This is a genomic window from Catenibacillus scindens, assembly GCF_014202115.1.
Lineage (GTDB): Bacteria > Bacillota > Clostridia > Lachnospirales > Lachnospiraceae > Catenibacillus > Catenibacillus scindens.
On sequence record NZ_JACHFW010000025.1, the window covers coordinates 1 to 24,142 of the forward strand.

21 protein-coding genes are annotated in these 24,142 nt (G+C 50.7%); 1 reads left to right on the forward strand and 20 read right to left on the reverse strand.

Going from position 1 to position 24,142, the window contains the following annotated elements; translation table 11 throughout:
- Nucleotides 1-75: 75 nt before the first annotated feature.
- From HNP82_RS18270 to HNP82_RS16995, 9 genes are all read right to left on the reverse strand, one after another.
- Nucleotides 76-198, reverse strand: a complete 123-nt coding sequence (locus HNP82_RS18270; RefSeq protein WP_279288933.1) for a hypothetical protein — start codon at nt 196-198, stop codon at nt 76-78.
- The gene (locus HNP82_RS16960; protein WP_330599697.1) at nt 198-974 is read right to left on the reverse strand and encodes a DUF3801 domain-containing protein; all 777 of its coding nucleotides are present in this window, start codon (nt 972-974) and stop codon (nt 198-200) included. Before HNP82_RS16960 ends, HNP82_RS18270 begins: the two co-directional genes overlap by 1 nt.
- Complete coding sequence (locus HNP82_RS16965) at nt 955-2,424, reverse strand: relaxase/mobilization nuclease domain-containing protein (RefSeq protein WP_330599692.1); 1,470 nt, start codon at nt 2,422-2,424, stop codon at nt 955-957. Before HNP82_RS16965 ends, HNP82_RS16960 begins: the two co-directional genes overlap by 20 nt.
- Nucleotides 2,361-2,693 (reverse strand): plasmid mobilization protein, encoded by a 333-nt coding sequence (locus HNP82_RS16970; RefSeq protein ID WP_087418682.1) that lies wholly within the window; start codon nt 2,691-2,693, stop codon nt 2,361-2,363. The genes HNP82_RS16965 and HNP82_RS16970 overlap by 64 nt, the downstream gene beginning before the upstream one ends.
- Nucleotides 2,694-2,700: 7 nt before the next feature.
- Nucleotides 2,701-2,796 (reverse strand): DUF3789 domain-containing protein, encoded by a 96-nt coding sequence (locus HNP82_RS16975; protein WP_143276559.1) that lies wholly within the window; start codon nt 2,794-2,796, stop codon nt 2,701-2,703.
- A gap of 110 nt (nt 2,797-2,906) precedes the next feature.
- The gene (locus HNP82_RS16980) at nt 2,907-3,209 is read right to left on the reverse strand and encodes a hypothetical protein (protein WP_183776640.1); all 303 of its coding nucleotides are present in this window, start codon (nt 3,207-3,209) and stop codon (nt 2,907-2,909) included.
- A 75-nt stretch (nt 3,210-3,284) separates the two neighbouring features.
- Nucleotides 3,285-4,280, reverse strand: a complete 996-nt coding sequence (locus HNP82_RS16985; RefSeq protein ID WP_183776642.1) for a DUF3991 and TOPRIM domain-containing protein — start codon at nt 4,278-4,280, stop codon at nt 3,285-3,287.
- Between the two features lie 153 nt (nt 4,281-4,433).
- Nucleotides 4,434-4,790: a DUF4299 family protein gene (locus HNP82_RS16990; RefSeq protein WP_183776644.1), complete on the reverse strand. Its 357-nt coding sequence runs from the start codon at nt 4,788-4,790 to the stop codon at nt 4,434-4,436.
- 28 nt (nt 4,791-4,818) lie between these two features.
- A complete protein-coding gene (locus tag HNP82_RS16995; protein WP_183776646.1) occupies nt 4,819-5,298 on the reverse strand; it encodes an MGMT family protein in 480 nt (159 codons plus the stop codon).
- Between the two features lie 195 nt (nt 5,299-5,493).
- Between HNP82_RS16995 and HNP82_RS17000 the strand changes: the two genes are divergently transcribed.
- Nucleotides 5,494-6,641 (forward strand): IS3 family transposase gene (locus tag HNP82_RS17000; RefSeq protein WP_243164840.1). Its coding sequence is split into 2 segments (ribosomal slippage): nt 5,494-5,746 and nt 5,746-6,641, totalling 1,149 coding nucleotides; the frame shifts between segments, so codons are not numbered across the junction.
- 168 nt (nt 6,642-6,809) lie between these two features.
- Here the strand turns inward: HNP82_RS17000 and HNP82_RS17005 are convergent.
- From HNP82_RS17005 to HNP82_RS17055, 11 genes are all read right to left on the reverse strand, one after another.
- On the reverse strand, nt 6,810-7,139 hold the full coding sequence (locus HNP82_RS17005; RefSeq protein WP_183776648.1) for a DUF6664 family protein: 330 nt from the start codon (nt 7,137-7,139) through the stop codon (nt 6,810-6,812).
- 78 nt (nt 7,140-7,217) lie between these two features.
- Nucleotides 7,218-15,563, reverse strand: coding sequence for an LPD25 domain-containing protein (locus HNP82_RS17010; RefSeq protein WP_183776650.1), 8,346 nt, complete (start codon nt 15,561-15,563; stop codon nt 7,218-7,220).
- A gap of 61 nt (nt 15,564-15,624) precedes the next feature.
- Nucleotides 15,625-15,831, reverse strand: a complete 207-nt coding sequence (locus HNP82_RS17015) for a hypothetical protein (RefSeq protein ID WP_183776652.1) — start codon at nt 15,829-15,831, stop codon at nt 15,625-15,627.
- Nucleotides 15,832-15,844: 13 nt separating this feature from the next.
- The gene (locus HNP82_RS17020; protein ID WP_183776654.1) at nt 15,845-16,540 is read right to left on the reverse strand and encodes a hypothetical protein; all 696 of its coding nucleotides are present in this window, start codon (nt 16,538-16,540) and stop codon (nt 15,845-15,847) included.
- A gap of 1 nt (nt 16,541) precedes the next feature.
- Nucleotides 16,542-17,144 (reverse strand): hypothetical protein, encoded by a 603-nt coding sequence (locus tag HNP82_RS17025; RefSeq protein WP_183776656.1) that lies wholly within the window; start codon nt 17,142-17,144, stop codon nt 16,542-16,544.
- Nucleotides 17,137-17,283: a hypothetical protein gene (locus tag HNP82_RS17030; protein WP_183776671.1), complete on the reverse strand. Its 147-nt coding sequence runs from the start codon at nt 17,281-17,283 to the stop codon at nt 17,137-17,139. Before HNP82_RS17030 ends, HNP82_RS17025 begins: the two co-directional genes overlap by 8 nt.
- Nucleotides 17,273-17,548 carry a hypothetical protein gene (locus HNP82_RS17035; protein ID WP_183776658.1) on the reverse strand — a complete coding sequence of 92 codons (276 nt, stop codon included), beginning with the start codon at nt 17,546-17,548 and terminating at the stop codon, nt 17,273-17,275. Before HNP82_RS17035 ends, HNP82_RS17030 begins: the two co-directional genes overlap by 11 nt.
- Before the next feature lie 11 nt (nt 17,549-17,559).
- Nucleotides 17,560-17,862 carry a hypothetical protein gene (locus HNP82_RS17040; protein ID WP_183776660.1) on the reverse strand — a complete coding sequence of 101 codons (303 nt, stop codon included), beginning with the start codon at nt 17,860-17,862 and terminating at the stop codon, nt 17,560-17,562.
- Nucleotides 17,863-18,013: 151 nt separating this feature from the next.
- The gene (locus tag HNP82_RS17045) at nt 18,014-22,159 is read right to left on the reverse strand and encodes a SpaA isopeptide-forming pilin-related protein (protein WP_183776662.1); all 4,146 of its coding nucleotides are present in this window, start codon (nt 22,157-22,159) and stop codon (nt 18,014-18,016) included.
- Nucleotides 22,160-22,340: 181 nt separating this feature from the next.
- The gene (locus tag HNP82_RS17050) at nt 22,341-23,288 is read right to left on the reverse strand and encodes a ParB/RepB/Spo0J family partition protein (protein ID WP_183776664.1); all 948 of its coding nucleotides are present in this window, start codon (nt 23,286-23,288) and stop codon (nt 22,341-22,343) included.
- On the reverse strand, nt 23,242-24,072 hold the full coding sequence (locus HNP82_RS17055) for a ParA family protein (RefSeq protein WP_183776666.1): 831 nt from the start codon (nt 24,070-24,072) through the stop codon (nt 23,242-23,244). The genes HNP82_RS17050 and HNP82_RS17055 overlap by 47 nt, the downstream gene beginning before the upstream one ends.
- Nucleotides 24,073-24,142 lie beyond the last annotated feature (70 nt).

Below are 24,142 nucleotides of genomic sequence, written 5' to 3' on the forward strand. Positions count from 1 at the left end.
AGCCACAAATAAAGCAGCGGACTCCAGACGCACCTACCGAAAAGGCCGCAAATAGTCTGCCGATTGGAGCATCATTTAATTTGCCGGATGACAGTTGTCAATCAGTTCATAGGCTTCCTTTCTCTGTGCCTGTTTCTGCGCCGCCCATTCCGCTTTGTCAAAGGGCTTGCTTCCGCTGAACACATCATAAATACTCATTATCTTGCTCCTTTCGATTTTTTCGTTTTCCTGCGCTTCGGGGGCTGCTTATGCTCCGTCTTTCTGGCGGAAGGCTTTGCATTTTCGGAACGCCCGCTTTGCTCTGGCGCAGGATTTTTCTCTTTTTCCTTTTCCTGCGCCTTTCGGCTCTCTCTGATCTGGCGCAGCTCCCCACGGACAGAAGGCTTATCCGCCCGCTTAGTAATCCCCTCTGCGGTATTGCCTCGCTGCTCTGAGGTAGGCTCGGACAGAGGGGATTTTTCTGTCTTTGCCACCGAGGGGTTTGGGGCGCTTTCCTCCTTCTGGATGGGTTTGCCCATCAGCTCGTCGAGCAACTTGTCTTTCTCCGCTTTCTCCGGCGTTGCCACTTCCGGCTCTGCCGGGGCGGTCTTTGTCTCTTTGGATTTCTCCGCTTCGTTTACGATAGAAGCAGTGTCCACCGCCGCAAGATCAAAGCGTTCCTTGATACGGTTGATTTTCGACGCATCCTCCGCACGGGCGATCACATCCACCTCCGCATTGGGGTCTTTGTTTTGTCGGTCAGTCAGGACGCAGTAGAGGACACCATATTTCTTGGCTTCCTGCGTAAACTTTTTCAGATCGCTCTGCCTGACCGTGAACACTTTCAGCTCCTTGCCGGAACGGAGCATATTTGTGAGCCTTGCTTTCCCTTTGGTCTTTTTTTCTTCTTTCAGGATAGCGTAAAGCAGGACAGCGATATTCTTTGCGCCTGCCCCCGTAATCTTGGCAGCGACCTCAAATCCCTCCAAGCTCATCCTCACGATTTGTTCTGCTGCGTCGCCGCTTGTGTTCATCCGCCATCATCTCCTTTCTTTGCTGTTCTTCGTCTGCCCGTATGGTCAATAACTTTTCTTTCAGGACACCGCTCCGGGCTTCGATGCCCCCGCACAGCCTGACCTCCTTTCGGATAATTTTTAACCTCTCTGTAATCTTGGAGATCTGAGCCTTGACCGCATCTTTTTCTGCCCCGTCTGATTTGCGGGAGAGGGAATAAAGCCCCTTGCGCTTTTCGGTCAGCTCAGAAAGCTCCGTCTCCAGAGAGCCTTTATATGACAAAAGCTGCTCCGCTGTATCAATGTGATGTCGGCAGAGCAGCCTTGTTTCCTGCGCAATGGCGTCCATCTTCAAAAGGTCGTCCTTCAAAAGATAGTGGAGCCTTGCGTAATTCTGTTTTCGCTTTGGCAGGATGCCGAGTTTGTAGCAGTAATGGAGATACAGCCCACGCAAGCCGCCGATCTTCTTTGCGTCTTTTAATGAGCCACGGACACGCAGCACCCGGACGGTCTGATCCGCTTTTGCAAAAGGAGCGAACTTAACCGCATAGGAATTTTCATTGATACGCTCCATGATACGCTCGTTGGTATAATCCTCTCCGAGCCGGTACAGCCGCTTGGGGCGTTTCCATCCTTTCCCCATAATCGTCCAGTATTTATGATTAGGGTCAAAGCTGCATCGGTAGCCCATTTCCGCCATCTGTCTGTCAAAATCCCGGAGCGTAAAGGACTTGGAGATGGCTTCGTCCACCGCCTGCCTCGCCACCGTGTCCCGTGTGGGAAGCCCCTGCTTTTCCGCTTGGTAGAGGGCATAGGGCTTTTTCTTTCCGCTTGGATGCTCGATAACAGAGAGGGAATATTCCCGGCACAGCTCGTCGGAACGCTTACGCAGCAGCCGCAGGTTGGCTTTGTTGTCGTGATAATGCTTTCCGTCCACAAAGGAAACAGAGTTGACGACAAAGTGGTTATGCAGGCACTCGGTATTTAAGTGGGTCGCCACCACCACCTGAAATCGGTCGCCCCACATCTTCTCGGCTAACTTCACGCCAACCTCATGGGCTGTCTCCGGCGTGATCTCCCCATGCTTAAAGCTCTGAAAACCGTGATAGCAGACAATCTCACTTTCATCGTTCCACTGCTGCTTGGCAATCATTATTTCGTCTCTGGCACAAGCCGGGTCGCAGTTGACACCCGTAACAAAATACCGCTTTTCCGTCTTATATTGATTGGTAGCGTATTCCATTACATCTACCAGAGCCTGCAGCTCTGTTTCCGTGTACTTGGGGTTGATTGTCTTTTCCGGGTTCTCGGCATAGTCTATCGGGTGGTCGAGCCTGCCACGCACATCCCATATCTCACACACCGCCATTATCCCGATCCCCGTTTGGGGAGCAGATAGGCTTTGCGCACATCCGTCTGGAACTGCCGCCACCTTGCCGCCTCCTCCTGAAGCATCGGGGTGTCGATATAATCAAGGGCGTTAGCTTTGGCGGCAAGCTGATTGATACGGTTGCCGATGGCGGACAGCTCCCGCAGGATTTTGTAAAACTCAGGGTCAGGCTTCTCGCAGAGCCGATAGCCTTTGACCATCGCACGGAGCAGGGCTTCTTTGGAATATCCCGACTTGCGCACAAGGTCATAGAGGTATTCCGCTTCTTCCTCGGTCATCCTAAAAAGGATCTGGACATTTCGTTTCCGCATCCTCCACCTACTTTCTGTTGTCGGCAAGCCTGTTGATCTGCAGGCAGCACATCAGGGCAACGCCAAACAGTGCGCCGCCCATAAAAGCTAAAAATTCACTCATTCTTTTTCTTCCTTTCTTCTTAAAGAGGGGTTTCAGGGGCATCCCCCTGACAAGCGAATTTGGTATCCATCGCCGGATGGATAACCAAATTCAGTGCTTGGTAAGACATGTCAATCTTCGCATTCGTCCTCACACATACACTCTCCACATACGGGACAGAAGTACGGGCAGTCCGAGCAGTCGTCGTACTCAGAACAGTCGTCCTCGTCGGAACACTCGTCCTTATCGGGCTTTCCCTCGTCAGCGACAAGGATGGCGGCGTCCCCGCCGATAAAATCCTCGTCAGTGAACTGGATAATATCCGTATCGAAAAGGACGGTTTCGATCTTCTCCTTTGCCTGCTCCGGGGTATCGGCATAGACGGAAACGGTCTTTTCATAGTGGGCGGTCAGGGTAACATTATACTTGTTCATTGCATTTTCCTCGCTTTCATATTTTGATTTTTACAGTTTAGAACAGAGTTTCAGGGCTGCGTTTTCAGCAGACAATCAACGGGCATCCCTCCTTTCACGGGCATTGTTCTGTCTGGAAATCCCCAGATAGGACAACAAAAAATCGTTGAAGTCCTTGCCGACAGGCGGTGGGTCATCAACGATTTCATAGTCATTTCCGAGCAGTTCTTTTAAGGTCTTGGTGCAGAGCCTGCCCGTTTTGTCATTGTCCAGATGCAGGTAAATGGTCTTGATATGCGGGTTTTTCTCAAGGAAAGTGCAGAGGGCAATGGGGACTTTGCTGTCTTTGATCTCTTTCTTTGGCTGATACACGCCCGATAAAGAGAGCAGGTTTTCCGCTTTGTAGTCCTTTCCCTCACACTTGAGAAAAGTGGCATAGGACAGCAGATCAATAGCGGCTTCAAACAGATGCACCGACTGACAAGGCTCTCTTGCAAGCAGGCGGAAGGAATACCGCTTGTCGCTTCCTGATGCGTCCCCCTTGAAAGTGCTGCTCCCTAAGCCACGGTAGGCGGCATACTTTGGCGTCCCGTTTTCGTCCTTCCCGACAAAAACAGCGTTGTGGTAACGCCCGCTGCTCTCAAAAATCATACCGTCCGCAATGCACTCCTGAATAATCTGGTAGTCAATGCCACGCCCAAAAAGATACTGCGTTACCCGACTGCTGTCCTGATATTTTGGCGGCAGGAGCAGCACTTTTGGCTCGTCTTTTTCTGCCTTTGGCGGTGGCGGCGTCCAGTCTGACAGTTCTTTTCCCGTGAGGATTTCCACCGCTTCTGGAAAGGAATAGTCCCTGACTTTTATCAGATAGTCAAGGGCAGAGTAGCCGCCAAAGCCCTGCGACCACCAAAACCATTTGCCATTGGAGATTTTCAGGCTGTCATGGTCAACGGTACAGTACACATTTGTCGTGCCTTTGACCTTCTGGAGATTACCCGGCTCAAACTCTCTTAGATAAGTGAGCAGGTCGATCTGCCTGATCCTTTCAAGCTCGTCCGGGTCAATCCGCACATAGGGTCGTCTGGTTCTCATGCAATCTTTTTACCTCCCTTCAAATAGAAAAAGCCGAGAGATTTTCGCAGTGAAAACCGCTCGGCTATGTAAAAATGATATTCAATTTTTATGGCAATTTGGCTTACAATCTGTAAGCCATTTATATCGACAACTTAGGATTTGTAAATATCTTTATCCTTTTAAACTTTCCAATTCTACTAAAGAAAGTTCTTTAACCAACATTGCGTTTTTATTTGTATCAAGTGAATACTGTTCAACTTTTTTCAAAGCTACAAAATAATCGGCATCACCTATAATTGTATCTTTAGATGTACTAACAAGCACCAGCCTCCACTCCGCCACCGACTTTCCATCAACTTTATACTCTAACTGTGGATTTTTAGGAAGTACGGTTTTGGTGCCCTCAGTTAAAGCTATTGCACCAAACGGACTACCATCAGGTTTCCCATAAAACTTTGGTGTGGCGTTATAAGCATCACTCCAATCCACGCTTTCTTTTTTCCCTTTTAACTTATCAAATAATCCCATTACCTTACCTCCTCAAATTCCAGTTTTTCTATTTCAAATCAAAGAGGGAGTTTTCATAGTCCATTACATAGTATCGTATATTTTTACGCCCTTTTTGAATAATGGTGTGTCCCTCTGCTTCTAATTTTTCTTTCTGTGCTTTGATACCATTTGGATATTTAGCATTGAGTTCTCCATTCGCTTTCAATGTTCTCCAATAAGGCGTTTCATCTTCTGAACGCTGATAACTCGCCCATGCCACGATAGAAACAAAAATCCCTGCTGTAATCGGTTCTGTAAAGTCCGCACCGCTCAACTCTGCAAAGTATTCTCGTATCTTTCCAACAGTAATCACTTTTCCATAAGGAACTTTTTTCATTACCTTGTCATAGTCGATTGGTGGAGCAAAATACATTTTACTTCCACCATATTTTTCAATGCTTTTCTGGTCTGTAATGATTTGAAATTTTGGCATATCCTTATTATCATGCAACATAGCATTAAAATCTTTTTTATCTTCGTTTGCCATTTCTGCCACCTCCTACTTTAAGGATAGTCTGTTCGTCATTTCTATGCAATGAGGCTGTTTGAAAAATTTTGACAACTTCCAATTTGTCTCTCTGATTATACCACATCCATATTCTAAATGGATCTATACTAAAAAAGTAGACACGGATATGCACTGTCTGTTACAATAAACCATACACAAAAAAGGAGGCTTCTCATGGCTACAAACAACTACACCAAATATGATGAGGATTTTAAGAAATCCCTCGTTTCCCTCCATCAGAACGGCAAAACCCAGGCTCAGCTCTGCAAAGAATACGGTGTTTCCCAATCCGCCCTCGGGAAATGGGTGAAACAGTATTCCACCGTTGAAATCGACGACGGCGAAGTCCTGACTGCCAGGCAGGTCAAAGAACTTCAAAAACGAAATGCCCAGCTGGAGGAAGAAAACCTCATCTTAAAAAAAGCGATTGCCATCTTCACGCCACACTCAAACAAAGACTAGACGCCGTCCATAAGCTGCGTTTCCAGCACTGCATCCAAACGCTCTGCCGCGTTCTCAGGGTCAACAGAAGCACTTATTATAAACATTTCTCAGCGGAACCCTCCCCTCGCGTCAAAGAGAACCAACAGATCGCTTCTTTGATCCTCCATATCCATGCGGATTACAATAAACGTTTGGGCGCTTATAAAATCGCCTATGTCCTCCGGCGTGACTATGGCATAAACATCAGTGTCGGACGGGTGTACCGGCTGATGAAACAATTACAGCTTCCCAAAATGTCTACCGACAAACCTTCTGTCTCATCCAAACATGACGATCACGGTGCCTGCTTCAATCATCTTCACCAAAATTTTCATCAAAAGGCCCCAAATCTCGTTTGGGTCAGTGACATTACCTATCTAAAAGCAGGCGGGAAATGGTACTATCTGTGTATTGTTATGGATCTGTTCTCCAGAAAAGTCATTTCCTGGCATATTTCCGCTAATGCTGATGCAAAGCTTGTTATCACAGCCTTTCGGAAAGCTTACGAAAAACGAAACGCTCCTTATGGACTGATGTTCCATTCCGACCGGGGAACCCAGTATACGGCCTTTGCATTCCGGCAGCTTCTGGATTCCCTGAATGTTGTGCAGTCTTTTTCCAAAAAAGGCTATCCATTTGACAATGCCTGCTGTGAATGTTTTTTCAAATATCTCAAAAAAGAAGAAACAAACCGCAGACATTACCACACCCTGCAAGAACTGCAGCTATCTATCTTTGAGTACATCGAAGGATTCTATAATTCCAAGAGACCGCATGGCTCACTTCATATGCTTACTCCAAATGAAGCGGAGACCTTGTACAGGGAGCAAAATACTTAGTCACTCTTTAAAATTTTTCACTTTTTTGTGTCTACTTACTTGACTATAGTTCAAAACTCTACCAGAGAGCTTTAAAATATCTGTGAGCAGGAGATTATATTTCCCACTCTATGTAAATCAGGCGGCATCAGCACCCACGCCAACACCGCCTTTTTTTCGGTCAGTCCGCTATAAAATTCCTGCCTTTTTTAAATATCCGACACCATCATAGCAGCCCCGGAAATACACCGTCTGCATCTCCATATCCGTCAGCTCATTTTTCAGCTCCAATACTTCAATGAGAGCCTGACATTCTTCCTTTGTCAGATCCGACGCTTTTTCCGTGTCAAAGACCGCAAGCACTCTCGGATACTGCTCATAAATGGCTTGTATCTTATCGCAAACAGCACGGTAGTCCTCATTGTCCTTTGGCAGTTTTCCTATGACCGAGCTTAGATATTCTTCAAAGATATTGCTATGCACATCGACAAATGTTTCAAATCTGAAAGCATCCGACATCCTTTCCACCTCCGATTGTTCTTTCCGTCCTTATTATACTGCCCAGATTTTCACATGACAAATGTGCAAACAGCAAAATCAGCGGACACGGGCAGGGCTTCTTTTTTCGGGTTGTTCCTCGCTTTGTTCCGGCTCTGCGTCCATAACAGTCGTATCTTTTTCGTCCAAATTCAGCTCGATATTCAGCGCATTGAGTCTTTCCGCCTTTTCTTTCAGTTCCGCTTCATAGGGGAAAGGCTTGGCAAATTCCGCTTTGGCGTTCTCGATCTGCTCCAGTGTCTCCGCCTTTTTTGTCTTGGCGGCGTCCAGTCTGGCAGGGAACTTGGCAATCTCGTTTTCTATTCGGGTCAGGTTTCCCAGAGCGTCCGTGCCTAATGAAACGGTATGTTTCATCTTTCCGCATAAATTCAGGCAGTAGTGGGAGTTTAAGGTATCATAGTAAACCTCCATACGAAAGCCCCGGTAACTGCCGATTTCTACGGGTGCGGACAGCGGATTTTCCTTGCACACCGCAAGGAGCATCTCGCCTGCGTCCGCCTTTTCAGTGTAGACCACGCCTTTCAGCGTCATCGGGCAGAACTTTTCCTCGCCCGCCGCCTGATGCTGCCCGACAAGTTTCACGTCCTGCGAATATCCCTCGATATATTCCTCATATTCTTTGACCTGCTTCGGATAGTATTTCAGTATCTTGTCCTCAAGGTCGTAATGCTCGGAAAGGTAGCTCTGTTTCAGTACTTTCAGCTTGGACACCTGAATATCCAAGTCCATTTTTTCCTTAAAACGTTCATCGCCCGTGGCAAGCATCTTGACCTCTGCAAAGGATAACGCCACCTCGTCCACATCCTCGGCGGAGCGCACGGGGCTTTTGCTTGTCATGATCTGGCTGATAAATTTCTGCTTGGACTCCACCAACTGATAGAGGTATGCGTCAAAGGTCTGCTCCGTCACATAGCGGTAAACCTCCACCTCCGGGAACCTGTTGCCCTGCCTTTCAATGCGCCCCTGCCGCTGTTCAAGGTCAGAGGGACGCCACGGGCAGTCTAAATTGTGGATAGCGATAAGTCTGTCCTGCACATTTGTCCCTGCGCCCATCTTCTGGGTCGAGCCTAAGAGGATGCGCACCTCGCCGCTTCGCACCTTTGCGAACAGCTCCTTTTTTTTGGCGTCGGTAGCCGCTTCGTGGATAAACCGTATCTGCTCGGCGGGGATACCTCGCTGTATGAGTTTCTCCCGTATATCGTCATAAACATTGAAAGTCCCGTCGCCTTTCGGCGTGGAGAGGTCGCAAAATAAAAGCTGCGCCGCCCTTGTATCAGCGTGTTCCTCCCAGATACGGTACACATTGTCCACACAGGCGTTGACCTTGCTCCCTGCATCGTCCGGCAGCATCGGGTCGATCAGCCTCTGGTCGAGTGCCAGTTTCCGCCCGTCATTCGTGATTTTAAGCATGTTATCGACCTGCGGCTCCACAGCCCTTGCCCTGACTTTCTCGGCTCGTTTGGCAAGGGAAGCCACCATTTCTTTCTGGATGTCACTGGGGGCTACCTTGATATTGTGGTAATTCACTTTCGGCACGGGCAGCTTTAGCATATCGGCGGTCTGGATGTCCGCTATCTCACGGAACATTAACATCAGCTCCGGCAGATTGTGGAACTTGGCAAACCGGGTCTTTGCCCGGTAGTTCGTCCCCTCCGGGGCAAGCTCCAGTGCGGTAATGGTTTCCCCAAAAGTGGAAGCCCACGCATCGAAATGCTGCAGACCGTTCCTGAGAAGGGTGTCGTACTGCAAATATCGCTGCACAGAGTACAGCTCCACCATTGAATTAGAGACAGGCGTTCCCGTGGCAAAAATCACGCCCCGGTTTCCCGTTATCTCATCCAGATAGCGGCATTTCATAAAAAGGTCACTGGACTTCTGGGCTTCGGTCTGGGCAATCCCGCCGACATTGCGCATCTTGGTGTAAAGATACAGATTTTTGTAAAAATGACTCTCATCAATAAAAAGACGGTCAACGCCGAGCTGTTCAAAGTCGATGACTGTATCCTTGCGCTTGGTGTCATTGAGCTTTTCGAGCTTTGTCATAATCGCCTTGCGGGTTTTCATGAGCTGCTTGACGGTAAACTGCTCCCCGTGGGACGACTGCACCTCGTCAATTCCACGCTCAATGTCGTCGAGCTGACGCATGAGCTGCTGTTCCTGCCTTTCAATGCTCATTGGTATCTTTTCAAACTGGCTGTGTCCGATAATGACCGCATCATAATCCCCCGTGGCGATCCTGCCGCAGAACTTTTTTCGGTTTCCCGTTTCAAAATCCTGCTTGGTGGTCACAAGGATATTGGCACTCGGATAGAGCCGCAGATACTCCGACGCCCACTGCCCGACAAGATGGTTTGGCACGACAAACATGGACTTCTGGCAAAGCCCAAGCCGCTTGCTTTCCTGTGCGGCGGCTACCATCTCAAAGGTTTTCCCTGCGCCCACCTTATGGGCAAGGAGTGTGTTCCCGCCATAGAGGATATGGGCAATCGCATTGACCTGATGGGGGCGCAGCGTGATCTCCGGGCTGATGCCGCCAAACACGATGTGGCTCCCGTCATACTCACGGGGGCGGGTATTGTTAAAAGTGTCATTGTAATAACGGGTCAGGCGGCTCCTGCGCTCCGGGTCTTTCCATATCCAGTCGGCAAACGCCTGCTTGATGACCTCCTGCTTTGCCTGCGCCGCTGTGGTTTCCTTTGCGTTGAATACCGCTTTTTTATTCCCGTGTTCGTCATAAACATAGTCAAAGATACGGGTGTCCTTTAAGTTTAAGGTATCCTCAATGATACGGTAGGCAGAAGCCCGCTTCGTACCGTAAGTGCTGTCCGCCTTGACATTTCCCACATCCGAGTTCTTATTCTCGATAAACCAGTCGCCATTCATCGGGGTGTAACGCACTTTCAGCCTTTGCGCCGCATAGCTTGACGGGGTCAGAAGCTCCATCACGAACTGCTGAATATCCTCCTGCGGTATCCAAGTCGTCCCCAGACGGACAGCGATTTCACTGGCGGACAGGTCTTTCGGGATGACCTTTTCCAGAGCTTCCACATTGATGGAAAGCTCCGAGTCTGCCTTTGCCGCTATCCTTGCGGCGGTCAGCTTTTCCCGCACATTGCCGGAAAGATATTCGTCTGCGGTCACATATCGGGCAGGCTCAGTGTTCGGCACTTTGAAGATGACGCCCCGCAAGTCCCCGATAAGTTCCTCCTGCGGTCTGCCCGTGAGCTGCTCCATATAGGGAAGGTCAACACGGGCTTTCTCCCCGATAGAGAGGGCAAGGGCTTCACTGGCAGTCTCCACGGACACCACCTCACGGTGGGGCTTGATCGTCCGTTTCGTAAACATATCGGCTTTCCGCTTGAAATTCCCCTCATCGTCCAGTACCTCCAGAGAGCATAAGAGGAAGTAGCTCTCATCCGACGCAAAGGCAAGATAGTTCCCCCGGTTATTGATCAGCCCGTACTTTTCCGTGTAAGCGTCGTACAGTCTGTTCAGGTTTTCCTGCTCGGTGCGTATCATTTCCTCTGGATAGTCCTCGGTCTGGTATTCAATGAGCCTGCGCACACAATCCCGGATTTCCACAAGCCCCCGGACACGGTTGCCTGCGGTCATGGAAAGATTAGCGGGGTGCATACGGTCATTCTCCCGGAAGTAAACCTTTCCGTCCACAAGAGCAAAGGAGAAATTGCGCACATCCGGGTCGGCGGGGATAGAAGCGTCCTGCTCATCCGAGATTTCGTCAATCCCGTTTTCTGGCTCTGTAATTTGTCCGTTTATCCGCTGTACTGCTTCCGCAAGAAGCTCGGACAACGGTCTGTCGCTGTCCGCTTTGCAGACGGAGTCCATACCAAACCGGGAGCTTTCCATCCGCATCGTGCCAAGTACCATTTCCGGGTGCTGCACAAAATAGCGGTTCATCGTGATACCGTTCTCATCCGTATCCAGATAAATCCAGTCCGGCTCCACATCTGCCACACGGTCACGCTTCTGCAGGAAGAGGATGTCACTCGTGACCTCCGTGCCTGCGTTTGCCTGAAAAGTGTTGTCCGGCAGCCTGACCGCCCCTAAAAGCTCGGCTCTCTGGGCAATATACTTTCGTACCTCCGGGCTTGCCTTGTCCATCGTTCCCTTAGAAGTGATAAACGCCACCACGCCGCCGGAGCGTACCTTATCCAGAGCTTTTGCGAAAAAGTAATCGTGAATAAGGAATTTATGGGCATTGTAGCGGCTGTCATTCACCCGGATTTCCCCAAAGGGGACATTACCGATGACAACATCAAAGTGGTCATCAGGCAGGTTGGTCTTTTCAAAGCCCTCCACTGCGATACTCGCTCTCTGGTAGAGCTGCTTCGCAATTTCGCCCGTCAGCGGGTCAAGCTCCACACCATACAGCCTGCTTGCTCTCATACTTTCAGGAAGCAGACCAAAAAAATTGCCCGTCCCGCAGGAAGGCTCAAGGATCGTTCCTTTGGCGTATCCCAGACGGTCAAGGGCTTCATACATTCCTTTGATGACCACAGGCGGGGTATAAAAGGCGGTCAAGGTAGACTCCATAGCGGCACGGTATTCCGCATCGGACAATTCGGCTTTCAGTTCCTGATATTCCGCCACCCATGCCGCATTATGCCCGTCAAACGCCATCGAAAGCCCGCCCCATCCCACATACTTTGAGAGGACTTCCTGCTCATCCGGCGTGGCAAGGCGGTTTTCAATCTGAAGCTCATGCAAAAGACGGATCGCCGCCATGTTATTGCGGAACTTTTCTTTTGCGCTGCCAACGCCTAAAGCATCGTCGGTAATGCGGTAATTCCTGCGCAGGTCGTCAGGTGTCTCCGTTTTTTCTTTTTCGGACGGTAACTGCGCCTGCGCTTCTTTTTGTTCCAACGCCTCTGCCAGTATTTCCGCATCGGCGACCATCTCGTCAAAATGCAGATTGGGCAGGCAATTTTGTACCATATCCTCAAGGCTCTGGTACTGCTTACTCGCAGACAGACGGTTGTCGATATAGGTGTCCAGTCTGAAATGGAGCAGGTCTGCGCTGATTTGCAGCTCATGCGCACCATTAGAAGTAGTGGTATAAGCAATATCCACACGGGAGAGGTCATGGTAATCTGCCCCTTCATCCGTGGCGTATTCTTCACGGACAAAAGCGTCAATCAGGTCTTTCGCCTGACGCATCCATTCTTCCTGCGGCTGCGCCTGCTCTAAAAGCCTGCGGACATAGCCAATTTTCTCTACCCGGTTGACGGGGAAGCCTGCCTCATTCTGGAATGTGATGTCACGCATGGACACATCGCCGCTGATTTCTCCCACGCTTTCAATGCGATAGCGGCGGTTGTCTATGGTAAGCTCCGTCCCGATCAGGTCGTCATTGGTCGGCTGTTCTGGCGCAAGGGCGGTCAATCCCTCTATGAGCTTTCGGCAGGTTTCCTTCTTTTCAGCATCGTCCAGTTCATCCACCCACTCAGAAAGCTCCTGTGTCATGGACTGCACATACTCCGGGTTTCCCAAGTCGTCCCTGATTTTTCTGATAGCGTCCTCTTTGGTTTCGCCAATCTCAAGAGCGTCCTGATACCCGTATGGGTCAACATCCTCAATAAAATCTGCCAGTTGCACCGCAAGGTCATTTTCTTTATCTTCCGGGACTCTGAACCATTCATCCTCTGTTTCCATAATCTCGGCAAGGAGCTTTTCGTCCTCCGGGGATAACTCTGTGTGCTGCTCTAGAAAGGGGATGAACACATCCCGTCCCCACCGCAGGCTTTCCAGATGCTCCCGGTAGTAATCCTCGCCCTGTCGTTTCCACTCCGGGATAAAGGGACAGTCTGGGGAGAGGGAGTATTCGTAAAAATTTCGGATATGGGCAATCAGGTCGCCTTCGCCATCGCCAATGTCAAAGCGTCCGTCATAGCTAAATTCCTCGCCATCTATGACCGCTTTAATCGCAAAGTCGGTCTTATGATACCAACCGACCGACTTACTTTCATCCTGCCTTTCCCGGTGCTGTTTTTCGTCCAGAATACCGAGCAGGCGGTTTCCGAGGGCAAAGCTCAAATCCGTATAGCGGTCATTCAGCTCCCGGTCATAAAAGGCAGGGTGTTCGGAAAAACCAATGGAAAAGGTAAGGCTGTCCGGCTGTTTCTCTGTGGGCGTCTCTCTTTTCTGGCACTCGGTCACGATGACTTTCAGATGGTCATTGGCAGGGTTTTCCCTGAGCTTTTCCTCAAAATCCGTCCGGCTCATTTCCTTGCCAAACAGCGGGAACTCCACATTACGCAAAGAAACAGCGTCCTCGGAGAACGCCATGACCTCATACTCATCTGCGCCGAGAAATACCCGGTCATCCTCGTGGTACACATAGCGGACAGGGTACAGCTCCGTCAGCTCCTGCGAAAACCGATACCCGTTGCTGCGGCTGTAAACACTGGAAGTCTTACGCTGCACCAGAGCAAGGAAGTCGATGAGGTCTTGCACGGTGGAAGGCTCAAAAAGTGCCTGCTCCATCTGCGCTTCGGTCATATCGGCAAGGTCAGGGCGGCTCACTTCATCGAGCAGGTCTTTTTCGTATCGGTCAAGGTCACGGATAAAATCGGAAAGCCGCAGGGCAAGGCTGTCACGCTTATCCGCAGGGGGCAGTTCCCGCTTGCTTTCAATAAAACGCTGCCTTGCCATTTTCCTCTGGCTCTCCACCTCATACTGCGGGGCTTCGATGCACTCCAGATAATCGGCATAGTGGGCTTCTTCTTTCGGGTTGAGGTAGCGGTCAGCCTTAATCAGCTCCCGCAGACGCTTTTCCACCTTAGACCAGCTCAGGGTAATTGCTTGGTCGCTGTCGCTTCGGTCAAGGGTAATCCCGTTGCCCCGGTATGTGATGTGACCGCTGACACCATCGGGGAAGGTATAGCTGCCGCCACCAATCCCATAGATTTCTTTTAACAGCGCAATGTTTTCTTTCTTATCCCCGTTCCGGGTCAGTTGGCGGTAAATGCGGTACTTGCTGTCCGCATATTCGCTGCCGCTTTGGAGAGCATCGTCTATATCCTCCTGAGAAATGGAAAAGGCAGAGGATGTTTCGTCCTCTGCCTGCGCTATTGCGTCCATCTGTTCCTCTACGTTGGGGAGATTTGCGCTGACTTCTTCCTCATTGGCAACGCTTTTCTGATTGTCCCCGGAAGTCTCAGCTTCCTGCGGTGTCAGGCGTAAATCAGTTCGCTCAAGATGACTTCCTCCGCCTGACTGCGGATGCTGTTCATCAGCCCGACCCACTGCATCGGCGCTTTTTCTTTCAGTTCCTCTGTCACGCCCTGTTCCCTGCAAAGCTGCTTCGTCAGAAGCTCCAGTCTCGCCAGTGCGGTCTGTTCCACTTCGTGCAGGTGGCTGTTCAGGCTGTTCGAGGTCAGCAGATTGAGATAAGTCACCCGTCTGTGCTGTTCCAGATAATCCCGGTGCATCATAGCGTATCTGCCAAGCGGAATTTCTGGCTCTGTCGGTAATGTGAGGTCGGGAATAAGATAATCGCCCTCCCTGCTGTAAGTGATTTCGTTCATGATCATCGCTCCTTTCGGGTTGTTTCCTGCTCCTATCATAGCGGCTCTGTCCGGGGTCTGCAAATGTGCGGTTTTGCCCTCTTTCCTCTAATTGCACCGTTCGGATGGTCTGGGAGATTTCCCGCAGTGCCATTTCCGCTATATCGCTCGTGGCAATGCCTATGGCATTGATGGTGGCGGGCGTATTGAAATTTACAATATCCGCAAAGTCCTCCCGTTCAAAGAACAGCTCCGTATCCAGACCGCAGCGGGTAAACAGCATAAAAGCAACGCTGTTTTCGGCAAGCCGTCTGTAACTGACCTCCAGATTGAGGTCGTCCAGTTCTTCTAAAAAGCTGTCTGTCCTCCAGTTCTTAAGCTCTGCCAGATAATCGGGCAGATGATCCTCCACAGCGTTTTTCGCTGTCTCCATCAGGGCAGAAGCGAGGTCGCTTCCCTCAATCTCTCCAAATCGGTCGGAGAGCCTTTCGATCACAGCCTGCTCGTATCGCTCATCCATCTGCCAGATAGGAACGGGGCGGCTGCCATAATAGCCCTCGTGGGTATCGGAAATGTCAAAATAATATTTCAGCGTATTCCTGCGCCCCTTCGGGTCAAATACAGCGATGCCCTTGCTGTCCTTGTTGACCCACCGCTTAAACACAGTATTCCAAGTTTCCAGTTTTGCGACAGCAGTGGCGTCAGGACGCTGCGCATAAATCAAAACCTGCTCGTCAAAGCGGCACTTATAATTGTGGCAAGCAGAAGCTAAAAAGCCCTGCCACGCCTGCGCATTTCTGGCAATCCCTGCGCTTGTACGCTGATACAGCTCCGTGATGAGCTGATACTTCGCAGCCATTGATCTGCACCTCCTTATCGTTCTAAATTTTTAATAGTTATACGGTCGATCAGCTCCGTACTCACTGTCCGCCACCTCCCAGAAAGGAAATGACCTTGTTCGCCTTAATGCTTTTCTGCAGCTCATTGATAATACCGATGTCCGCAACCGTAACGCCCGGCATCTTCAAAATGTCGTCAATCGTCATGGCGGCAATAGCTTTCTCATCAGGAAATCCCGCATCCAAGACCTTATTCAAGACCTTGATGGCTTTCGGGTTGACTGCCATTTTTCCGTCCTCCTTATCGTTCATAGTCTTTGTGTTTTGCTTCTTTCCGGGGCAGCGCATCGGTCTGCTTTGGCTCATAGGTCGCCCCGTTGTGTGCCATACGCTCGGCAAACTCGCAGATATGGTAGAGGTTGCCGCCGATTTCTGTATGGTACTCGTCAATAAAGCGGCAGGTACGCTCCATCTTTTCTCCCCACGAGGTCGTGATGACGATTTTCCCGCCATCAGGGATGCGAAACAGCTCCTTGTAATGAGGGTCGATAAAGCGGATACCCTGCCCGGCTTTTCCGATATGCCTGTCAAGCCAGTCCTTCACATAGCAGAAGCAGTAGAAGTTATAATCGCCCTTTGAGGGGTTGCACCGCAAGAGGAAAGCGTGTTTTTCCGTATCCACCCGGAAGCCATACTCCATGCAGTAATTCCCCGGAAAGGCACTTTCTTTATGCTGCCTGCAAAAGTCAGCCATATCATAGCGGTTGTGCAGGGGCATCTTATCCTCACGCAGCCCGTTGATAACCGCATCAAGCCCGGATTTGAACTCGTCTGTTTTCCATTGCGCCCGGTTATCAAACCAAGTGGTATAAAAACCATAGCCGGAGTGTGCAAAGTCGCCACGGAGATGCCCGATATTTCCCGTCTGCCCGCTGATCTGCGTACTCTGGGCATAGGTGTATTTCTGTTCGGATAGGGTCAGGGGGCGTATCTCCATATCAGCGTTCCTCCCTGCTGTGGGGCTTTTTCGCCTTTTCCTGATTTTTTATGGTGTGCAGGGCGTCCTTCGCCCACTGTGGCATACGCTCCGGGCGGATTTCTCCGAGGACATCATACCGTTCCCATCGGCTGCGCTCGCCCGTAGCAAGGCAAGTGCCAAAGACTGCCTGACCTCTGCCGCCGGACGCACCGTTGCCGCCATCGGCAAGGATGAGCTGATAGGCGGCGTGTTGGTATTCATACCGTTTCGGCTCTGCGTCAATCACAACGACTTTCCCGATGATGCTCTCGCTTTTCTTATCCGGGATACAGTCAACGGCGGTAAACGGTGTTTTATCAAACTTAAATTTCTCCTGCCCACTGCGGGTCAGGACAATCTGCGCCTGCACCCGGTCACAGAAAAGCTCCATTGCTTCCAGATAGTCATCCGTCCCGACTGCCTCCGTGTACCACGGGGCGGAGAGGGGATTGTTATAATCGCAGTAGCAGACCATAAATGGGTATTCCTCCTTTTGGCTGACGCCAAACAGCACTTCTTTTTCTCCGATAAAGATGCTCTGCTCTACCTCATAAGAGCCGACCATCCGTTTTTCTTCACTCATCCCTTTGCTCCTTTCCTTTCTTTTTTGCTTTCTGCTCATCTAAAATCCTGCGCATACACACATCGCAGAAGATGATCGACCCATCCTTGTATCGGGGATAAGGGCAGGTCGTACAGTCATATCGTTTCTTATCGCTCACGGTCATCCCTGCTTTTTACTTTTTTGGACGGGGGATTGTTATAGGGCATGTGGCATTCCCGCTGGTATCGCTCCATCAGTTTTTCCCTTGCTTCGGATAGCTGATTGCAGTAATATCCCCAGAAATAATCCGATCCGTCCTTACAATACCAACACACATACGGGTTGGGGGCTTTGGCGTTATGACCAATGACAAGCTCGTTGTTCCCGATCGTACAACTCTCCATGATTTCATAACCGCCATTGATGCGTTTTTCTTCCTCCATAGGCAGCCTCCTTATTCTTTGGCGTATCTGCGGTAGTCGTGTTCGCCTGCGCTGCGCTTTTTTCTGACAGGATGGCTTCCCGCAAGCTCTGGATACCGTGCCTGCAGCTTCCGCCTTGTCCTGCTGACGCTCTCAAAGCTCGGAAGCCCCAGATATTTGTACTGCGTCATAATCTCCGCAAGGGGCAAAGCCCCCGCATCTTTCAGACAGGCATTGCACAGGACGAGGTACAGCACCATATCGTCATTCCGGGCGTCCTGATTGCGCTCCAAAATCGTCCTGACTTTCCCCTCAATACTTTTCAGGTATCTCATTTCTGACCTCCATATATGGGAAAGGGGCGGCATAAAAACGCCGCCCCTTTCGTACTTACTTCTTCTTTTTGTTACGGATATTGAGCCATATGGCTGCGCCTACGATAAACGCCACAAGCACGATGGCAATGATGGTCTTAGCGTCCATTCCTTAGTCCTCCTTTTTCTTTCTGTTCTTAAAGCCAACAAATCCTAAAACGCCTGCGCCAATCACGGAAACAGCCGCCAGACCTGCCCAGAGTGCAGGATTGAAGTCATCGCCCGTTTTCGGGGTTTCCCTCAGCTCATTGTGCATCTCCACAATGGTCGTGGCATCCGTCTTGACGGTCGCCTGCTTTTCGGCGGGCAGGATATAGCCTGCGGAAGCATCGTCGCTGACCTCGGACACAGTGTATTCGCCAATGCGTAAGCCTTCAATGAGGATTTCGCCATTGGCATCGGTTGTAAAGGTCTGGTCATAATCTTTGCCCGTTACCCGGAAAGAGAAGCCCTCCACCTTACCGTCAGAGGAAGTCTTGACGATTTTTAAAGAGCCTTTCTGGGCTGCGTTGATAAAGCCGACGCCTGCCTCATTCTCAACTGTATAAATCTTCCCATCTTCCTCAATGGATACGGGATAGACATTGGTATCGAGCAGGAAGCCTTCGGGAGCTTTTGTCTCACGGACAAGGTACTTGCCATAACGCAGGTCGCTCATCTGGTACACGCCATCGCCAAGCTCCGCCATTTCTCCTAAAAGCTCGTCGCCATCGTCCAGTTTCCCGTCCCCGTTCTTGTCGGCATAGACTTCAAAGACCGCACCCGTCAGCTTATTGTCGGGATAGTCCTCGTCCACCTTTGTCAGCTCAATGCTGCCCGTGATGAACTCGTTGACCAGCTCGACTTCCACGTTGTTCTCCACGCTACCAATGGTCACGGGGATCTCCTCATCGGAGAGTACAAAACCTGTCGGGCTTTCAATCTCACGGATCAGCCAAGTCCCATAAGGCACTTTCGCAAAAGAAAAACTACCGTCATCGGCTGATGTGGTCGTCTGGATTGCTGTTTCGGCTGTAAATTCCTCCGTACCCGTCTTAAAGATACCGATGAGCGCACCACCTAAAGCGTTCCCGTCCTCATCGTACTTCTTGCCGCTGACGGAGCCATAGATCAGGTCGTTTCCAATGGCTTCGCCCTCGTTGGCAGTGATGGACACCAGTGCGGTTTCCTGACCTGCGTACTCAAAGACAACGGGGTATTTGGTATCGTCTTTCAGATAAGCGGAATTCGTGCTGATTTCCTGCACATAGTAGCTGCCCATCGGCAGGTCGCTGATGGCTTTCCCGTGACCGTTCTCGTCAAGGGTGACGACCTCGATCAGACCGTCAGCGGGAATTGTAGTACCGTCGGAGGCTGTCAGTTCCTCCGCAGCGTAAAGCCCAAAGGAAACATCAAAGATTTCCCCGTTATTGCCCACGCCATAGGCTTCGTCCACCTCAAGGCTCTTGATGAGGTCGATTTCCACCTTCTGTCTCTCATTGTAGAAGCTCGTGGAAGTTTCTGTGACCGCAACCTCCTGACCTGCGTACACAAGCTCCACGGTATGCGTTTCCCCATTCAGCACCATGCCATACGGGGCTTTGGTTTCCCTGACTTCATATCTGCCAAGATACAGTTCCTTGCTCTTTGCTGTACCGTCCGCACCCGTGGTAATCGTGTCCACGACTTCGCCTTTAGAAGCCCTGAGTGTCCCGTCCAGAGTATAGATGTCCTCGGCTGCGGTAATCTCATAGACAGCTCCCTCAAGCCCGCTGGCGGAAAAGATTGGCTGATACAGCCCCTTGTCGCCTGCTACGGTTGAGAATACCTCGCCCGTCTTTTCCACGGTAATCGTGCCTTTCTGCGCTACATTTTCCCTTACCACTTCAATGACTGTGATGCCGCTTTCCTCAGCGGAGTCCTCCTGCACCACATCAAAATAGACTGGCTCGGAGTTCAGTACATATCCATACGGAGCCTGCACCTCTACAAGAGAATATCCCTTCCCATATTCCAGAGTCTGGGGCGTGATAAGGTCGCCGTCCGCTGTGGTATAGAAGGTGTCAATGGTCGTCACTTCGGGATAGGTGTAGGTCATCGTCACAAGCTCGCCATTGGGGTCATAAATCTGGAAGCCTGCCCCGGCATAGGGGATGGTATTGCCCGTTTCGGCGTCCTTTTTCACGATCTTGATATAACTCTCAAAGTTGGCGTTATTGATCAGATAGCGGTAGGTCTGACCGTCAGAATTGATAAACACATCAAATGGCTTCATCAGCTCACGACCTTCCCATCCAGAAGTCTGCTTCACGGTATAGATACCGTAAGGCAAATCTTTTGTCTGGGCAAAACCGTTCTCATCGCAGGTCAGGATGTCACGCTCGCTTTCCTTTGCGTCCCCATAGCTGCCTGCGGATTTCAAAAACACTTCAAAAACTGCGCCTTCTTCGGGTGTCTCAATCTGGGTTTCCCCGTCATCCGTGTGCTTGATGATGGCGATATTTCCTTTGATGACCTGCTCATTCACATCATTTTTCGTGCTGTTTCGTTCCACCGTGTAAAGCTCCGGCTCTGCGCCCACATGGTGGATTGTCTCATCGAGCAAATATCCCTCGGACGGGCTGATTTCACGGATGCTCCAGTCATCGCCGCACACATAATAGTCGGTGGTGAACTGCCCGTTCTCGTCCGTGGTGTAAGTGTCAATCACTTCCTCGCCTTTATAGATACCGTAAACTGCGCCCGCAAGGGAAGCGTCGCCCTGCGGCGTTCCCGTTTCCGCATCGGTCTTTGACACGGTCACATTGAATTTCTTGAGGATGTTGGTAAAGCTGCGCTCTGTGACCTTGTTCCATTCAATGGGTGCGGTCTGGGATGCGGGAACGACATAGCGGACAGCGGTATCCACTTCCTCAAGGACATACGGGACATTGCCGCTGATAAGGACATTCTCAAATCTTGCCACTCCATTGGCATCTGTCACAGCGTACTCATCCACCGCAAGCCCGCTTAAGGAAGTCCCGTACAGATGGAAGGTCACGCCTTCCACAAGGCTGTCCTCGGAAGTCTTTACCACCTCAAGGCTGCCACGCTTCAAGGTGTTATTGAAATTGACCGTGGTAGTCTTTCCGCCGATAAGCGTGATCGTCTGGGTTTCCTGCGGCTCATATTTGTCAATGGACTGCTCCGTCACGGTGTAAGTGCCGGGGAACAAACCCTCCACGGTAATGTTGCCGTTCTCGTCCGTGGTAACGGTTTTGTTAAAGTTCTTTTCGCCCTTAATGACAAAGGAGATGCCCGCAACCACGCCATCCTCGGAAGTCTTTTTCAGGGCAATCGTGCCAGTGGGCGTCTCCACATTCAGGTATGCCCGCACAGCGTCGGCATTTTCCACGCCCGTCACTACATCCTGCAGGTTAGGGTCGCCATAGGCGATCATCTTTGCGCTGCTGCTGACGGTCGGCACATTGCTCCTTGTGGCAGTGATGCGTACCGACCCGTCAAAGGCAGTCTCCGATGTGATGATGAGCTGATTGCCGGACTTTGCAACGCTTACCTTGCTGTCGGAAGAAGCAAAGGAATACTCAGACAGCACACCGTTATTGTCCGTCAGTGTCAGCGTGTATTTCCCGTCCTGATAGGAAAGCTCTTTTGTGATGTCATTTGCACCACCCGACATAAAACTCGGTATGGTGTTGTGCCTGCCCATCAGGGACACGATCTGGTTGTAGACCTCCACAGCACCGCTGTTGGGATAGTTTGAGCCAAAGTTCACATTGTAGATCTTTTTGCTTGTCTGCTGATAGGAGCCTGTGGACTCCCTGCAGCCCGTCACAAACTCCCACACAAGAGTCTGCGTGGCGAGCCACTTTTCATCGTCACTTCCGGGAAGGCTGCCCCGGTTGCCCTGATACCCATAGAGCAGGGCAAGCCCCACCGCTTTTTTCTGGTTGGCAGAGAGGGCGTTCCAAGTCTCTGAGGAATTTTTCTTCAGGGTGTTTCCCGTTCTTAAGGGAACTCCCGGCTGAATACAAAATGCTGTATCGCCATCCACATACATGCGGTAATGGTATTTCCCTGTGCCTCCTGCGGTATATCCGTCGAATACATCACTGGAATTGTACCGTATGGCGTTCCCATTCCTGTCGTAAGTGTGGGTAAAGGAAATCGTGCCTATATCTCCCGCAGCAAACGCCGTGGTCGCAGGCAGTACGGACAGCGTTGTGACCGCAGCCATTAAAACAGCCGCAGCCCTTTTGAATAATTTAGGGAATTTCATAGTTACCTCCTGATTTTGATTGAATATGCCTGACTGACCGAGAAAAAGCCGCCTGATGGCAGCTCAATAGTATTCTTTCTTCGGACAGTAACTGGCAGTAGTGAAGGGGGAGAGGTGTGGAGAGGGGGAAGCGAAAAAAATGGCTATCCTCCAACGGACAGACCTCGCCCTCGGTGTGTGGCTATCGTTCACGGTCTTTGCTCCGCTGCAAATGGCGGTTATAAAACTCCAACGCCTTGACCACAAAGTCGGTTTCCTGCCCTTTGGGGACAGTCTTAGGGATGAGCTTGGTAATCCGTTCATCACGGAAAGCGGGCTTTTCCCTCTGGTTTGGCTTTTCCTCCTGCATGATGGACTGGATAACCTCATCTGTGAGCTTCCCGTCCTGCATAAATTTCTTCATTTTGATAGCCTGTGCCAGTGACGGGGTAGCGTCGTTGTATTCCATCGCTTCGAGCAGAGTGTACTGCTGTTCCTCGGACAGATAGGAGATTTCCACCGCAGGGCGGAACGCAATCTGCCTTTCGTCAACCATTTGCAGGATTTCAGGAACAAGCTCGGTCAGACGGATATAGCGGAAAATTTGATTTTTGCTCTCGCCCACCTTCTCGGCAAGTTCATCGCTTGAAGTGGCAAACTCTAAATTATTTCCCACTGGGGAATAATTATCTTTTGTTGGTCTGCCTGCTTGACGCTTCATCGCTTCAAGCCGCATTTTGTAGGCAAAGGCTTTCTCACTCGGCAGGATCGTGGAGCGTTGCAGGTTGCTCTCCACCATAATGATGATTGCTTCATCACGGGTCAGCTCCTTGACCTCGCATTTCAAGGTTTCCAGTCCCGCAAGCTCACACGCCTTTTTGCGCCTGTGTCCGCTGATCAGCTCATACCGCCCGTCCTCCTTGAGCCGGACAGTCGCCGGGGTCATCACGCCATTTCGCTTGATACTCTCAACAAGCTGCTCCATATCCTCATCCATTAAGACCTTAAACGGATGGTCTGGGAACTCGTCAATCTCCGATATGGGGATTTCCCGTATCTTGCTTAAGGCAGCCTCCGCACGGCTTTCGTCTGTTTCAAAGAGGTCATCGTAAGCGGTCAGCTCGATTTTGTTTTCTCTGCTTCTCGCCAATCTCTACCACCTCCTTTGCGAATTGCTCATAGGCAGCGGCAACCTTGCCGCCTTTGTCATAGGCAAAAATACTCTTGCCCTCTGCGGTGGCTTCCACAGCACGGACGGAGTGGGGGATCTGGGTATCAAACACCCTGATTTTCTGTCCGTATGCGCTCTTGACGGATGCGATGATATCTTTGGAGATATTTGTCCGTGGCATGACCATCGTCATCAGGATACCGTCAATACGCAGTCTGGGGTTTATCTGCCGCCTGACCTTTGACACCGTGCGAAGCAACAGCTCCAGACCTTTTGCAGAAAGATAGTGGGGCTGCGTCGGGATAACCACGCTGTCAGCCGCCGCCAGAGAATTGATGGTTATCATTCCCAAGCTCGGCATACAGTCGATCAGCACAAAGTCGTAATCCCTTTTAACCTCATTCACATAGGTTTTCAGGACACTTTCACGACTTAGGGCATTGATCAGCCTAACCTCCAGACCGGACAGCTCAATGTTGGACGGGATAAGGTCAACGCCTTCCTTGTGATGGATAATCCCCTGCGAGGCATCGACCGTCTTATCGTCGATGATGTCCTGCATCACGGTGGAGAGAGTAAAGGGCAGGTCGTCAGGGCGGTTATATCCCAACGCCATCGTAAGGTTTGCCTGCGCATCAGCGTCGATGAGCAGCACCTTTTTTCCCTGCTGTGCCAGTCCCACGCCCAGATTGACCGCTGTGGTGGTCTTGCCGACACCGCCTTTCTGGTTTGTCAGAGTGTTAATGCTCTCCTGGGCTGTCATGATCTCGCTCTGTCATGCTGACATGAGATTACCAGGATATCTGTCATGGAATGTTTCCTTTGATGGGGCG

Excerpts from the sequence above, each read along its gene's own strand:
- HNP82_RS18270 (WP_279288933.1), bottom strand. The coding sequence starts at position 198 with ATGAGTATTTATGATGTGTTCAGCGGAAGCAAGCCCTTTGACAAAGCG.
- HNP82_RS16960 (WP_330599697.1), bottom strand. The coding sequence starts at position 974 with ATGAGCTTGGAGGGATTTGAGGTCGCTGCCAAGATTACGGGGGCAGGC.
- HNP82_RS16970 (WP_087418682.1), bottom strand. The coding sequence starts at position 2,693 with ATGCGGAAACGAAATGTCCAGATCCTTTTTAGGATGACCGAGGAAGAA.
- HNP82_RS16975 (WP_143276559.1), bottom strand. The coding sequence starts at position 2,796 with ATGAGTGAATTTTTAGCTTTTATGGGCGGCGCACTGTTTGGCGTTGCC.
- HNP82_RS16980 (WP_183776640.1), bottom strand. The coding sequence starts at position 3,209 with ATGAACAAGTATAATGTTACCCTGACCGCCCACTATGAAAAGACCGTT.
- HNP82_RS16985 (WP_183776642.1), bottom strand. The coding sequence starts at position 4,280 with ATGAGAACCAGACGACCCTATGTGCGGATTGACCCGGACGAGCTTGAA.
- HNP82_RS16990 (WP_183776644.1), bottom strand. The coding sequence starts at position 4,790 with ATGGGATTATTTGATAAGTTAAAAGGGAAAAAAGAAAGCGTGGATTGG.
- HNP82_RS16995 (WP_183776646.1), bottom strand. The coding sequence starts at position 5,298 with ATGGCAAACGAAGATAAAAAAGATTTTAATGCTATGTTGCATGATAAT.
- HNP82_RS17005 (WP_183776648.1), bottom strand. The coding sequence starts at position 7,139 with ATGTCGGATGCTTTCAGATTTGAAACATTTGTCGATGTGCATAGCAAT.
- HNP82_RS17010 (WP_183776650.1), bottom strand. The coding sequence starts at position 15,563 with ATGGCTGCGAAGTATCAGCTCATCACGGAGCTGTATCAGCGTACAAGC.
- HNP82_RS17015 (WP_183776652.1), bottom strand. The coding sequence starts at position 15,831 with ATGGCAGTCAACCCGAAAGCCATCAAGGTCTTGAATAAGGTCTTGGAT.
- HNP82_RS17020 (WP_183776654.1), bottom strand. The coding sequence starts at position 16,540 with ATGGAGATACGCCCCCTGACCCTATCCGAACAGAAATACACCTATGCC.
- HNP82_RS17025 (WP_183776656.1), bottom strand. The coding sequence starts at position 17,144 with ATGAGTGAAGAAAAACGGATGGTCGGCTCTTATGAGGTAGAGCAGAGC.
- HNP82_RS17035 (WP_183776658.1), bottom strand. The coding sequence starts at position 17,548 with ATGGAGGAAGAAAAACGCATCAATGGCGGTTATGAAATCATGGAGAGT.
- HNP82_RS17040 (WP_183776660.1), bottom strand. The coding sequence starts at position 17,862 with ATGAGATACCTGAAAAGTATTGAGGGGAAAGTCAGGACGATTTTGGAG.
- HNP82_RS17045 (WP_183776662.1), bottom strand. The coding sequence starts at position 22,159 with ATGAAATTCCCTAAATTATTCAAAAGGGCTGCGGCTGTTTTAATGGCT.
- HNP82_RS17055 (WP_183776666.1), bottom strand. The coding sequence starts at position 24,072 with ATGACAGCCCAGGAGAGCATTAACACTCTGACAAACCAGAAAGGCGGT.